The following is a 14,666-nucleotide window of genomic DNA, read 5'->3' as shown; positions in this document are numbered from 1 at the left end:
CAATCCGAGTCCGTCGGCGAGCTCGATCGACACCGCCCTGGAGGCCCGAGACGTCGCCTCGGACGACGCCGCCGGCGCGATGCGTGCGCGCACCGCGGACGCGCCCGCGGCGTGCAACGACACCCCCTGCCACGAGAACGGCAGCACCACCTCGTCGGTCTGGCCGCCGATGTGGTGGCTGACGACCAGTGCGTGCATGGCCGCATCAAGCAGCGCCGGGTGGACGCCGAAACCGTTGACGCCGCCGGCGGCGTCGTCCGAGGCGACGTCTCGGGCCTCCAGGGCGGTGTCGATCGAGCTCGCCGACGGACTCGGATTGCCGGTGCTGTCGGTGCGCGCGATGGTGGCGCGCCCGGTAAGCGAGCGGCAGCTGCGAGCGGCGGTGTCGGCCTCGGGCCCGGACCGCCTGTTCGAGCTGGCGTGGTCGCCGGCCGCGTCGACGGCGTCCGCCGCCGAGACGCCCGTCCACAACGTGTTCGAATCCGTTGCAAACGAACAAGATCCGGTCTCCGGATCGTATGAGCGTACGCATCGGGCGTTGGCAGCCGTGCAATCGTGGCTGAACGAGCACGACTCCGGGGTCTTGATCGTCGCGACCCGGGGGGCGATGGGACTGGCGGGGGAGGACGTCGCCGATCTGGCCGGTGCGGCCGTATGGGGGCTGGTGCGGTCGGCGCAGACCGAGCATCCCGGCCGGATCGTGCTGGTGGATTCCGATGCGGCGCTTGACGATAACGCTATAGCGACCGTGTTGGCGGTCGGCGAGCCCGCGGTGTTGCTGCGCGACGGCACGGCCTACGTCGCGCGGGTGCGGGGCAGCCGCGCGGTCGACGGGATCATGACGCCTCCGGCTGAGGGGCCGTGGCGGCTGGGAATCAGCAGCGCGGGCACGTTCGAAAACCTGCAGTTGGAGCCGGTTCCCAACGCCGGCGCCGCGCTGGAGCCCGGCCAGGTTCGGGTGGCCCTGCGCGCCATCGCCACCAACTTCCGCGACGTCATGATCACCCTGGGCATGTTCACCCACGAAGCCCTGCTCGGTGGCGAAGGCGCCGGCGTGGTGGTCGAAGTCGGGCCGGGAGTCACCGAGTTCGCGATCGGCGATTCGGTGTACGGCTTCTTCCCCGACGGCAGCGGCACGCTGGTGCCCGGCGACGTGCGCCTGCTGCAGCACAAGCCCGCCCACTGGTCCTACGCCGAAGCCGCCGGCATCTCGGCGGTGTTCACCACCGCCTACATGGCGTTCATCCACCTGGCGGACGTCAAGCCCGGGCAGCGGGTGCTGGTGCACGCGGCGGCCGGCGGGGTCGGGATGGCCGCGGTGCAGCTGGGCAGGCATCTGGGCCTGGAGGTTTTCGCAACCGCCAGTCGTGGCAAGTGGGACACGTTGCGGGCCATGGGCTTTGACGACGATCACATCTCGGATTCGCGCAGCCTGGACTTCGAGGAGAAGTTCCGGACGGTCACCGGCGGCCGGGGCATGGACGTGGTGCTGGACTCGCTGGCCGGCGAATTCGTCGACGCCTCACTGCGGCTCGTCGCTGCAGGCGGGACGTTCCTGGAAATGGGCAAGACCGACATCCGCGACCCGGGTGTGGTCGCCCAGGAGTACCCGGGTGTCCGATACCGCGCCTTCGACCTGTTCGAGCCCGGCCGTCCCCGGATGCATCAATGGATGCAGGAACTCGCCGGGCTGTTCGACGCCGGGGTGCTGGACCCGTTGCCGGTCACGACCTTTGACGTGCGACGCGCCCGCACGGCGCTGCGGTACTTGAGCCAGGCCCGCCACGTCGGCAAGGTCGTGATGACTTTGCCGTCCGGGCTGAGTTCCGGCGCCGTACTCATCACCGGCGGAACCGGCATGGCGGGCTCGACGTTGGCCCGCCACCTGGTGGCACACCACGGCGTCGAGGACCTGGTGCTGCTGAGCCGCCGCGGTCCCGACGCCCCCGGGGCCGCCGAGTTGATCGCGGAGCTGCAAACCGCGGGTGCCCGGGCGCGCGTGGTCGCGTGCGACGCGGCCGACCGATCCGCACTGGCGCGGGTGATCGACGACCTTTCCGCGCAGCGCCCGCTGTCGGGCGTGATTCATGCGACCGGCGTGCTAGACGACGCGATGGTCACGTCGCTGACTCCCGAGCGGTTGGACGCGGTACTACGGGCCAAGGTCGACGCGGCCTGGAATCTGCACGAGTTGACCCGCGACCTGAATCTGTCTGCCTTCGTGATGTTTTCGTCGATTGCCGGGCTGGTCGGCTCGTCGGGCCAGGGCAACTACGGGGCGGCGAACTCGTTCCTGGACGGGTTGGCCGCGCACCGGCGGGCACATGGACTGCCGGCGATCTCGCTGGCCTGGGGCCTGTGGGATCAGGCCAGCGCCATGACCGGCGGACTGGACGCCGCCGACCTCGCCCGGTTGGGTCGCGACGGGATCCTGGCGCTGTCCTCGGACGAGGCCATGGAACTCTTCGACACCGCTTTGATCGTCGACGAGCCGTTCCTGGCGCCGGCCCGCATCGATCTCGGCGCGCTGCGTGCCCACGCGGTCGCGGTGCCGCCGATGTTCACCGATCTGGTCAACGCCCCCACGCGCCGCCGGGTCGACGACTCGCTGGCGGCCGCGAAGTCGAAATCGGCGCTGGCGCATCGCCTGGACGGGTTGTCCGAGGCCGAGCAGCACGCCGTGCTGCTGGATCTGGTGCGCTCGCACATCGCGACGGTGCTCGGCAACACCACCGCCGAGGCGATCGACCCCGACAAGGCGTTCCAGGAATTGGGCTTCGACTCGCTGACCGCGGTTGAAATGCGCAACCGGCTGAAAACCGCTACCGGCCTTGCGCTTTCGCCCACCCTGATCTTCGATTACCCGACGCCCAACGGCCTGGCCGGCTACATCCGCACCCAACTCGCCGGGGTCCCGCAAGAGATCAAGCATGCCCCGGTCGCGCGCGCCACCGACGACGATCCGATCGTCATCGTCGGCATGGCGTGCCGCTATCCGGGTGGGGTAAATACCCCCGAGGACCTGTGGGACATGCTGACCGAGGGTCGCGACGTGCTCTCCGAATTCCCGACCGATCGTGGCTGGGACCTGGTCGGCGTGTACAACCCGGACCCCGATGTTCCGGGCACCTGCTACACCCGCACCGGCGGCTTCGTGGACGGGGTCGCGGACTTCGACCCGGCCTTCTTCGGCATCGCGCCCAGCGAGGCGCTGTCCATGGACCCGCAGCAGCGTATGTTCCTCGAGCTGTCGTGGGAAGCGTTGGAGCGGGCCGGAATTGAGCCCGGCAAGCTGCGCGGCAGCGCCACCGGAATGTTCGCCGGGGTGTACACGCAGGGTTACGGTATGGGCGCGGCACCGACCGCGGAGGGCTTCCGCCTGACCGGCCAGTCCTCGAGTGTGGCGTCCGGCCGGGTGTCCTATGTGCTGGGCCTGGAAGGCCCGGCGGTGTCGGTGGACACTGCGTGTTCGTCGTCGTTGGTGGCGTTGCACATGGCCGCGCAGTCGCTGCGCTCGGGCGAATGTGACCTGGCCCTGGCCGGCGGTGTCACCGTCAACGCCACGCCCGACATCTTCGTCGAGTTCAGTCGCATGCGCGGGTTGTCCGCGGACGGCCGGTGCAAGGCCTACGCCGGCGCGGCCGACGGCACCGGATTCTCCGAGGGCGGCGGCATGCTCGTGGTGGAGCGCCTGTCCGACGCCCAGCGCCTGGGGCATCCGGTGCTGGCGATGGTGCGCGGCTCGGCGATCAATCAGGACGGCGCCTCCAACGGGCTGACCGCGCCCAACGGTCCCTCACAGCAGCGGGTGGTGCGTGCCGCGTTGGCCAGCGCCGGATTGACGCCGGCGGAGGTGGACGTCGTCGAAGGACACGGCACCGGAACCACTTTGGGCGACCCGATCGAGGCGCAGGCCCTGCTGGCGACCTACGGTCAGGACCGCGGCGAGCCGCTGTGGCTGGGGTCGATCAAGTCGAACATGGGTCACACGCAGGCCGCCGCCGGGGTGGCCGGTGTGATCAAGATGGTCCTGGCGATGCGCCACGAGATGTTGCCCGCGACATTGCATGTCGACGAGCCCAGTCCGCACGTCGACTGGTCGACGGGTTCGGTGTCATTGCTGACCGAGGCGCGGGCCTGGAAGCCCAAGCCCGACAGCCGTCCGCGCCGGGCGGGCGTGTCGTCGTTCGGCATCAGCGGCACCAACGCGCACGTCATCGTCGAGGCGGTGCCGGCGGAGTCGCCGCGCGCCGTGGACGGTCCGAAGGCACCGGTGGTGCCGTGGCCGGTCTCGGCGAAATCGCTGTCGGCGTTGAACTCTCAGGCCGCGCGGCTGGCGGCCCACCTGCGCGCCCACCCGGACCTGGACATCGCCGATGTGGGGTGGTCGCTGGCGGGCCGGTCGGCCTTCGAACAGCGGGCCGTGATCGTCGGCAGCGACCGCGACCGGCTGCTGGCGGGGCTGGACGAGCTCGCCGGCGGCGACCTAAGCGGCTCGATCGTTCGCGGCACGGCGACCGCGGGCAAGACGGCATTCGTGTTCCCGGGCCAGGGTTCCCAGATACTGGGCATGGGAATGGGATTGCACGCCGGCTATCCGGTCTTCGCCGAGGCGTTCAACACGGTGGTGGCCCAACTGGACCAGCACCTGCTTCGCCCGCTGCGCGAGGTGATGTGGGGGCACGACGAAAACCTGTTGAACAGCACTGAATTCGCGCAACCCGCGCTGTTCGCGGTGGAAGTCGCCTTGTTCCGGCTGCTCGGATCCTGGGGTGTGCGGCCCGACTTCGTGATGGGCCACTCGATCGGGGAACTGGCGGCCGCGCACGTCGCCGGCGTGCTCTCCCTGGAGAACGCCGCGGTGCTGGTGGCGGCGCGGGGCCGATTCATGCAGGCGCTGCCCGAGGGCGGCGCGATGGTGGCGGTGCAGGCCACCGAGGACGAGGTGCGGGCACTGCTGGGGTCCTTCGATCAGGCCGGCGTGGGCATCGCCGCGGTCAACGGGCCTACCTCGGTGGTGATTTCGGGCGCCGAACACGCGGTGACCGCGATCGCGGACCGACTCCGCGGCGAGGGCCACCGGGTGCATCAGCTCTCCGTGTCGCACGCCTTCCACTCCCCGTTGATGGACCCGATGATCGACGAATTCGGCACCGTCGCGGCCGGACTGACCGTCAACAAGCCCACCATTCCGATCGTGTCCAACGTGACCGGACAACTGGCCGGCGACGACTTCGCGTCGATGGCGTACTGGAAGCGACACGTGCGCGAGGCGGTGCGATTCGCCGACAGCGTGCGTTTCGCGCACTCGGCCGGCGCAAACCGCTTCCTCGAAGTCGGGCCGGGCAGCGGCTTGACGGCATCGATCGAAGAGACATTGGCTTCCGATCCGACGGCAGCTTCGGTGACCACCATGTCCGCGCTGCGCAAGGACCGCCCCGAGCCGGTCGCCCTGGCCAACGCCGTCGCGCAGGGGTACGCCGCCGGGATGGACGTGGACTGGCGCGGTGCGCTGGGCGCCGCCAATCTGGTCGAGCTGCCCACGTATGCCTTTGACCGTCGGCGCTTTTGGCTTGCCGCCGACGGTGCCCCGGCCGATGCCGAGGGCCTGGGCCTGGCCGCCAGTGAGCACGCGCTGTTGGGCGCGGTGGTGGAATTGCCGGCCTCGGGCGGGGTGGTGCTGACCGGCCGGCTGTCGCGCACCCAGGGCTGGTTGGCCGATCACGCGGTCGGCGGCGTGGTGCTGTTCCCGGGCGCGGGATTTGTCGAGTTGGCGATCCGCGCCGGCGACGAGGTGGGCTGCGGAGTGGTCGACGAGCTGAATCTGGCGGCGCCGCTGGTGTTGCCGGTCAGTGGGTCGGTCGCCGTTCAGGTCGTTGTCGGCGGCCCGGATGATTCGGGCGCCCGTGCGGTGTCGGTGTTTTCGCGGGCCGAAGCGGGCTCGGGCTGGTCGCTGCATGCCGAGGGCGTGCTGCGGGCGGGGTCGGTGCAGCCGAGCGCGGAGCTGTCGGCGTGGCCGCCGGTGGGTGCGGTCCCGGTGGATGTCGGCGACGGGTACGAGCAACTGGCCGAGCGTGGTTACGGGTACGGGCCCGCGTTCCGCGGCTTGACCTCGATGTGGCGCCGCGGCGACGAGGTCTTCGCCGAGGTGTCGCTGCCCACCGATGCCGGGGTTTCGCCGGCCGGGTTCGGCGTCCACCCGGCGATGCTCGACGCGGCGTTGCACGCGGTGATGTTGGCCTCCGACAGCGACGAACTGCCCGAAGGCTCGATGCTGGTCCCGTTCTCCTGGCAGCGGGTGTCGCTGCACGCCGCGGGGGCGGGCGCGGTGCGCGCACGGATCGTGCCGGTCGGCCCCTCCACCGTGTCCATCGAGTTGGCCGACGGGCTAGGGCTGCCGGTGCTCTCGGTAGCGTCGATGGTTGCCCGCCCGGTCACCGACAAGCAACTGCTGGCCGCGGTGTCGAATTCGGGACCGGACCGGCTCTTCGAGGTCATCTGGTCCGCGCAGCCGTCAGTGGCGGTGCAGCCGGTATCGCTATCTGCTTGGGGCGCACCGGAATTGGACGACGCCGGGACCGAGCGGTCAGCGGTGCTGTTCGAGTCGCAGCCGGTGTCCGGCGATGTGATCACCGAGGTGTATGCGGCGACACGAGCGGTGCTGCCCGTGCTTCAGTCATGGTTGTCCCGCGACGGCGCCGGAACCCTGGTGGTAGCGACCCGGGGCGCGATGACGCTGCCGGGGGAGGACGTCACCGATCTGGCCGGCGCGGCGGTCTGGGGACTGGTGCGGTCGGCGCAGACCGAGCACCCCGGCCGGATCGTGCTCGTCGATACGGACGCGTCCCTGGACTCCGAAGCGATCGCAGCGGTTCTGGCGCTCAGCGAGCCGCAGGCGATCCTGCGCAGGGGGACGGTCTACACCGCGCGGGTGCTCGGCAGCCGCGCCGTCGGTGGTCTGTTGCTGCCGCCCGACGACGGACCGTGGCGACTCGGCATGAGCAGCTACGGCACCATCGAGAACCTGCGGATAGAGCGCATCCCCGACGCCGACGCGCCGTTGGGGCCCGGTCAGGTGCGGGTCGCGCTGTCGGCCATCGCGGCCAACTTCCGTGACGTCATGATCGCGTTGGGGCTCTATCCGGACCCCGAGGCGATCATGGGTATCGAGGCCGCCGGCGTGGTGATCGAAACCGCCTCGCCGGGCGGGCGTTTCGCGGTCGGCGACCGTGTGATGGGGCTGTTCCCGGACGGCACCGGAACCATTGCCAAGACCGACCAGCGCCTGCTCGTCAAGGTGCCGGCCGGATGGTCACACACCGCCGCCGCGACGGCGTCGGTGGTGTTCGCCACGGCGAACTACGCTCTGGTGGATCTGGCCGGTGCCAGGCCGGGGCAGCGGGTACTGGTGCACGCCGCGGCCGGTGGGGTCGGGATGGCCGCGGTCCAGCTGGCCCGTCAGATCGGTCTGGAAGTGTTCGCGACCGCCAGCCGCGGCAAGTGGGACACGCTGCGGGACATGGGCTTTGACGACGATCACATCGCCGACTCGCGCAGCCTGGAGTTCGAGGAGAAGTTCCGGGCGGTCACCGGTGGGCGCGGCATGGACGTGATCCTCGACTCGCTGTCCGGTGATTTCGTCGACGGATCCCTGCGCCTGATGGCCCCCGGCGGGGTCTTCCTGGAGATGGGCAAGACCGACATCCGTGACCCCGAGGTCGTGGCCCGGGACCACTCGGGCGTGCGTTACCGCGCCTTCGACCTGTTCGAAGCCGGACCGGATCGGATCGCGCAGATGCTCGACGAGCTGGCCGCCATGTTCGGCGAAGACGTGCTGCGGCCGTTGCCGGTCACCAGGTTCGATGTGCGGCGCGCACCCGCGGCGCTGCGCTATCTGAGCCAGGCCCGCCACGTCGGTAAGGTCGTGATGACCATGCCCGACGCCTGGACGGCCGGCACGGTGTTGATCACCGGCGCCACCGGCATGGCCGGTTCGGCGGTCGCGCGCCACGTCGTAACCCGCCACGGTGCACGGAATCTCGTGTTGGTCAGCCGCCGCGGCCTGGATGCACCGGGTGCCGCGGAGCTGGTCGCCGAGCTCAGCGCGGCGGGTGCGCACGTGGAGGCGGTGGCCTGCGATGCCGCCGACCGCGAGGCGCTGGCCAAGGTGATCGCCGAAATCCCGATGCAGCATCCGCTGACCGGGGTGATCCATGCCGCCGGGGTCCTGCACGACGCGGTGGTGACGTCGCTGACACCCGACCGGATAGAAGCCGTGCTGCGGTCCAAGGTCGACGCGGCGTGGAATCTGCACGAGTTGACCCGCGACCTGGATGTGTCGGCATTCGTGATGTTCTCGTCGATCGCCGGGCTCGCGGGCGCGTCGGGACAGGCGAACTACGCGGCCGGCAACTCGTTCCTGGACGGGTTGGCCGCGCACCGGCGGGCGCACGGCCTGCCGGCGATATCGCTGGGCTGGGGTCTGTGGGATCAGGCCAGCGCCATGACCGGTGCATTGGGCGCCGCCGACCGCGCCCGGTTCGGCCGGGACGGGATCGTCGCCATGTCCTCGGACCAGGCGCTGGACCTGATGGACACGGCGCTGATTGTGGACGAGCCATTCATGCTGCCCGCCCACATCGACCTCGCGGCGTTGCGGGTCAAGTTCGACGGGGGCACCCTGCCGCCGATGTTCGTCGACCTGATCAATGCGCCGACGCGTCGTCAGGTCGACGATTCGCTGGCCGCCGCCAAGTCGAAATCCGCTCTGCTGCAACGGCTCGAAGGGCTGCCCGAGGACGAGCAACAGGCCATCCTGCTGGACTTGGTGCGCGCCAACATCGCCACCGTGCTCGGCAGCGCCAGCCCGGAGGCGATCCACCCGGACCGGGCGTTCCAGGAACTCGGCTTCGACTCGCTGACCGCGGTGGAGATGCGTAACCGGCTCAAAGCCGCGACCGGGCTGGCGCTTTCGCCGACGCTCATCTTCGACTACCCGAACTCCGCGGCACTGGCCGGCTACATGTACCGAGAATTGGTCGGCTCGTCGGACCAGCCCGCGGTGGCGGCCGCACCGGGCGAAGCCGAGATTCAGCGGGTCGTGGGGTCGATTCCGGTCAAGCGCCTTCGCCAGGCCGGCGTGTTGGAGCTGCTGCTGGCCCTGGCCAATGAATCGTCCAGTGGGAGCGCGCCGTCCGAGGTGACCACGGAGAAGGACATCGCGGACATGGACCTCGACGACCTGCTCAGCGCCGCGCTGCTGGACGACGATGGCGAATAGCAATGAGTGAGGGCTCGTTGTGAGAATCGCGATCACCGGGGCCAGCGGGGTGCTCGGGCGCGGCCTCGCCACGCGGCTGCTCGGCGCGGGCCACGATGTCGCCGGGCTCGCGCGCCATCGACCCGACAGCTGGCCGAGCGCAGCGGACTTCGTCGTCGCCGATATTCGTGACGCCGCCGCCGTGAAACGCACCCTGGCCGGCGCGGACGTTGTCGCGCATTGTGCGTGGGCGATGGGTTCCGGGTACGACGACCAGGTCAACATCGGTGGTACCCGCAACGTGCTCGACGCGATGGCCGAGACTGGTTCCAGGCGAATCGTTTTCGCGTCGTCGGGCCACGTGTACCGCGGGGGTGAAGCGCCGAAGGCCGAACACGAGGTCACGACTCCGGTCAGCGCCGAAGGCCGGTTCAAAGCCCGTGTCGAACAGATGCTTACGGAATCGGGCGCGGAATGGGTCGCGATCCGCTCGGCGCTGATCCTCGGGCGAAGCGTCGATAACTGGGTGCGCCGCCTGCTGGCGTTACCGGCGTTCCCCGACCGGTCGGGTGGTCGCCACATGCAGGTCGTCCACCTCGACGACGCGCTTCGGCTGTTCAACCGCGCGATCGTGGAACCCCACATCCCCAGTGGTCCGGTCAATCTCGCTGCTTCGGGTGAGCTGACTTTCCGGCAGATCGCCGCGGCGCTCCGCCGACCGGTGATACGGCTGGGCTTTGAGCCGGCCGAGCTGCGAATGGTGCGGGGGGCTGCGCTTATGGACACCTCGCGGCTGGCAGACGAATGGGAATTCCAGCCGGCGTGGGAATCCGGCGAATGTGTCCAGGATTTCGCGCTGGCGGTGCGCGGCCGGGTTACCGTGGGCAATCGGTTGGTATCGCTGCCCTGGCGGCTGGCCAACATCCAGGACCTGCCCTCGGTGGACGCGCCGAGCAGCGACGGAGTCAAGCCCGTTTGGGCGGGCGCAGAAGGGGATAACGGGGAATTCGACACGCCGATCGACCCGCGTTTTCCCACCTTCCTCGCCACGAATCTGTCTGAGGCGCTGCCCGGCCCGTTTTCGCCGGCGTCGGCGTCGGCGACGGTTCGCGGACTGCGGGCCAGCGCCGTGTGCGTCGCGGATCGGTTGCGGCCCGGCGGGACGATCCAGCGCGAAATCGCGATGCGCATGGTCGCGGTGTTTGCCCACCGGCTCTACGGCGCCATCACGACCGCGCACTTCATGGCCGAGACAGTGCCTTTCGTCAAGCCCACGACGGTGGTGAGCAACAGCGGGTTCTTCGGCCCGAGCATGGCCGCCCTGCCGATCTTCGGTGAGGAACGTCCGCACTCCGACACCGGCCGAGTACGCAAGCAACTGCGGACCGTCCGCAATATCGGGGTATTCGGCGTCAACCTGATCGGCCTGTCCGCCGGCGCGCCCCTGGACACCCGGGAGTTCGTCGCCGATGTCGATCGCCTGGAGCGCTTAACCGACGGCGACCTCGCCGGGCTCGACGATCGTCGGCTGCTGAGCTTGATCTCACTGGCGCGTGACCAGGTGGTGCACGGCTGGGTGCTGGCTGCGGGCTCGTTCCTGCTGTGCGCGGCGTTCAACGTGCTGCTGCGCGGTTTATGCGGGCGAGACATCGTCGCGCCCGGCGGACCGGAGTTGGTCAGCGCGCGTTCGGTCGAGGCGATGCAGCGGTTGGTGGTCGCCGCGCAGCGCGATCCGAAAGTGACGGCGCTGCTGGCCGAACCAGGCGAGCGGCTGGGCAAGCTCGCCGTCGAGGCACCGGAATTCCATGCCGCCCTGCTGGACGAGCTGGCGCTCATCGGACACCGTGGTCCGGCCGAGCTCGAGATGCGGTCAACCAGCTACGCCGACGATCCCGAGCTGCTTGTGCGGATGGTGACCAGAGCGATGAGCGCGCCATCCGCACCACAGCCGCAACGGACCCGGATCCCGTTGCACGCCAAGCCTATTGCGGCTCTGGCCACCCAGCAACTGCGCGACCGTGAGGTACGCCGCGACAAGGTGGTGCGGGCTAACTGGGTGCTACGCACGCTGCTTCGCGAATACGGACGTAGATCGGTCGAGGCCGGCGTTTTCACGGCCGCCGATGACGTCTTCTATCTGCTCGTCGACGAGCTCGACGCCCTCCCGGCGGATGTGGGCGCGCTGGTGGCCCGGCGCCGCGCCGAACAACACCGGCTGGTCGCGGTGGCGCCGCCGACGGTCTTCAGCGGAAGGTGGCAGCCAGCCGCGACCTCATCGGACGCGCTGGTCAGCGGAGACACTTTGCGTGGCGTCGGCGTATGCGGAGGACGGGTGCGCGGGCGGGTGCGGATCGTGCGGCCCGAGACGATCGACGATCTGCAACCCGGCGAGATCCTTGTCGCGGAGGTGACGGACGTCGGGTACACCGCGGCGTTCTGTTATGCCGCCGCCGTCGTGACCGAACTCGGCGGCCCGATGTCACACGCCGCGGTGGTGGCCCGCGAATTCGGTTTTCCGTGTGTCGTCGACGTTCAGGGGGCGACCAAGGCACTGCCGCCGGGAGCCATGGTGGAGGTTGACGGTGCCAGCGGCGAGATCCGGGTGCTCGAGCTGGCCGCGGACGACTCGCGCAGCTAGTCGAACGCCATCTCCAGCTCTACCGGCCCGCTGAGTCCCAGCATCGGTTTCCAGCGTGCCGTTGCCACGCGGCGCGGGTTGGTCATGCGCCGGGCGATGACTTTGAGGGCTCCAGCGAGTTCCGTCCGGGCGAGGTTGGCGCCAAGGCAATAGTGGGCGCCGCCGCCGAACGTCAAAATGGGCGGCGGGTCCTCGCGGGTGATGTCGAACCGGTCCGGATGCTGATAGACGTCTGGATCGCAGTTGGCCGCAAAGGTATTCACTGAAATGAAGGTGCCCGCTGGAAAGGTGTACGCCGCGAACGTGACGTCGTCCAGGACGGTGCGCAGGGTGGTGCAGACCGCCGGCGAATGGCGCATGCATTCCTCGACGGCTCGCATTGCGAGGCCGGAGTCGTCGCGCAGCATCGCAAGTTGATCGGGATGATCACACAGCGCGTGCATGCATGCGGCCAGTTGATTGCGAGTGGTGTCGGTGCCGGCGCTGAGGATGCTGAACGCCAGCATGCGCATCTCCGCGTTGCTCAGCCGGTCGCCGTCGTCCTGGGCGCGGATCAGTTCGGAGATCAGGTCGTGGGTCAACCGGCTCCGCCGTTCGGCGATCATGTCGTCGATGTAGGCGTCGAACTCGTCCCACGCCCGCATCACGATGTGCTGCTCGTTCGCCAGGTCGGAGTCGAACCTGACGATTTTGAAAATGTCCTCGGCCCATAGGGAAAACTGGTCCAGTCCTCGGGCGGCGCGCCCAACAGCGCGCAGATGATCGGGATCGGGTACGGCCGGGCGATGTCGGTGACGAAATCACATCGGCCGGCATCGGCAACCTGGTCGATCAACTCGTTGATCACCGTGTCGATGGTGTCTTCCATGCGCGCGGACGCCCGCGGCGTGAAGGCCTTGGACACCAGACCGCGCAGCCGTCGATGTTCCTCGCCTTCCATGCCCAGGATGGTGCCGAGCACCCTGTCGTGGAGCGGACCGGACGTGATCCCGCGCGCCGCCATGTGCAGGCCGGGCGGGAACACGAATCGGGGGTCACGAAGTATCCCGCGGGCCAGCTCGTAACCCAGCACCTCGGGTCCCAACGGCCCGATGGCGATCGGCGATCGCTTTCGCGCCTCGTGGATCCGCGGCGCCACTTCGTGCACGGTCTCGGTGATGTCGTAGTGCAGCGTCGGGAGTCCCGCGTCGAAGACGCTTGGCACCGCGGTGTTTACGGTCATGAAGCTTCCCGCAATGCTGCCCAGCCGACGCCGCGGTCCAACGCCATCGGCAGGTCGTCCAAGTCGGGCTCCGGAATTCCCCGCGGGTCACCAGCCATGCCGTCTCCCATCACGGGATGTTGGTCGCCAGGAAAGTCAGAGGCAGTCCCAGGATCGACACGTCATTCTCGTCGAGGTAGGTGCCCTCGCCCTCCATGTGCTGCCGGAATCGCGTTGTCGCGCCGTAGCGCTCGGCGACGGCGTCGCCGGTAGTGACTTCCGGGACACCGATGACCACGGTGAACACCCCATCGCCGTGCCGCTCGACAAACTCCGTCACCGAGACGGCGACCTCACCGGTGGACCCGGGTATCGGGCTGATCAGCTCGATGCCCCGACTCCAGTCGAGGTGGATGTCCAGGCCCAGCTCGGCCAGTCGCAGGGGCTCGAAGACGAAGCCCAGATCACTGAACATCTGGACCGCGGTGGCGTGACGTTCGGGCGCCACGGCGAACACGACGTGGTGAAGCGACGGTGCGGCAGGCTCATCGGGCATCGGGACGTTCCTATCCGGGTGTGTTGGCGCGCAGCACGCCGCGCGGAAGTAGCAGGGGCAGGTCGTTGTAGGTGACGATGCCGGGAGGCGCGGCGACGACGGCGGGTATCGCGGTGATCGCCGGCATGGCGGTGATGGTCAGGCCCAGCATGATGTAGTCGTCCAGCGTTTGGCCCGCAAAGTCCGGCGGCGGAAGGAAACTCAGCGTGGTCTTGATCGTCGGCCGGCCCTGCACCTCGATCGTGTATCCCATGTCCAGCGGCCAATCCGGATCCAGCGATTGACCCTTGCGCCATCGCCCGCGGATCTCGACGATCTCGCGATCTGCGACGATTCCTTTCCAGCGAACGTCCACGCCGGCGACGCATCCCTTCTTGATCGTCCAGTCGCCGGGAAGGTCCAGATCCTCGGTGGTCTGGGCGTATTCGACTTCGCAGCGCACATCGTCGAGCTCGGCGCCCAGCGCCTCGGCGATCAGCAATACGCCGTCGCGAAAGATGCCGGAGCCCTTCTCGGTGATGGCCGGCAGATCCGGCTGGTCGATGGGATAGCCGAAGCCGATGGGTATTTCGGTGGCGGGCGAGTTGTAGATCGTGGTGTCGACCGACTCCAGCATCGAGACCCTGTCCACCCGGTCGGATAACCCCGCCGACACGATGGCGAACAGCTGGATGAATCCCGGATTGATGCCGCTGCCGAAGATTGTCGATCCGCCGTCCTGGCAGGCCTGCGCGATGCGTTCCCGTCCGGCGCCGAGGAAGTGGCCGGTGATGAACCCGGCTGTGCCCACCACGTTGATGCCCGCGCCGAGGATGCGGACCAGCTCGTCGACGTCGGCGAACATCGGGTTATAGACCACGCAGTCCGGCTTGAGCGCGAGCAGCGCGTCAATGTCGTTGCTGGCTTTGACATTCAGTGGTTCGATGCCACACAGCTCGCCGACGTCGCGCCCGGCCTTCTCCGGCGACCAGGCATAACATCCGACCAGCTCCAGCGTCGGGTTGGCGACAAT

General features: G+C 69.0%; 3 protein-coding genes and 3 pseudogenes. 2 read left to right on the top strand and 4 right to left on the bottom strand.

All coding sequences use genetic code 11. The features are described 5' to 3' along the window. Positions 1–255: pseudogene (locus A5708_RS27685) on the bottom strand (polyketide synthase dehydratase domain-containing protein); the annotation flags it as partial. A gap of 28 nt (positions 256–283) precedes the next feature. Here A5708_RS27685 and A5708_RS22710 point away from each other — a divergent pair. Together A5708_RS22710 and A5708_RS22705 are read left to right on the top strand one after the other, a co-directional pair. Further along, positions 284–9,280, top strand: a pseudogene (locus A5708_RS22710) (SDR family NAD(P)-dependent oxidoreductase); the annotation flags it as partial. Between the two features lie 19 nt (positions 9,281–9,299). Then, a complete protein-coding gene (locus A5708_RS22705) occupies positions 9,300–11,897 on the top strand; it encodes a sugar epimerase family protein (protein ID WP_065030776.1) in 2,598 nt (865 codons plus the stop codon). On the opposite strand, the pseudogene A5708_RS22700 reads toward A5708_RS22705, so the two are convergent. The 3 genes and pseudogenes from A5708_RS22700 to A5708_RS22690 all read right to left on the bottom strand — a co-directional run. Further along, a pseudogene (locus A5708_RS22700) lies at positions 11,894–13,119 on the bottom strand (cytochrome P450). The gene A5708_RS22705 and the pseudogene A5708_RS22700 sit on opposite strands and share 4 nt — an antisense overlap. 109 nt (positions 13,120–13,228) lie before the next feature. Continuing rightward, complete coding sequence (locus A5708_RS22695) at positions 13,229–13,654, bottom strand: hypothetical protein (protein WP_065030775.1); 426 nt, start codon at positions 13,652–13,654, stop codon at positions 13,229–13,231. Positions 13,655–13,664: 10 nt separating this feature from the next. Beyond that, positions 13,665–14,666: dihydrodipicolinate reductase (locus tag A5708_RS22690; RefSeq protein WP_155766149.1), on the bottom strand; the 1,002-nt coding region annotated here is incomplete at its 5' end.

Origin of the sequence: Mycobacterium colombiense, from assembly GCF_001672755.1 — a bacterium.
GTDB lineage: Bacteria > Actinomycetota > Actinomycetes > Mycobacteriales > Mycobacteriaceae > Mycobacterium > Mycobacterium colombiense_C.
This window is presented reverse-complemented; position numbering and strand designations above follow the sequence as displayed.

What these genes read in the sequence shown, in the direction of transcription:
- A5708_RS22695 (WP_065030775.1), bottom strand. Translation starts at nt 13,654, where the DNA reads ATGCCCGATGAGCCTGCCGCACCGTCGCTTCACCACGTCGTGTTCGCC.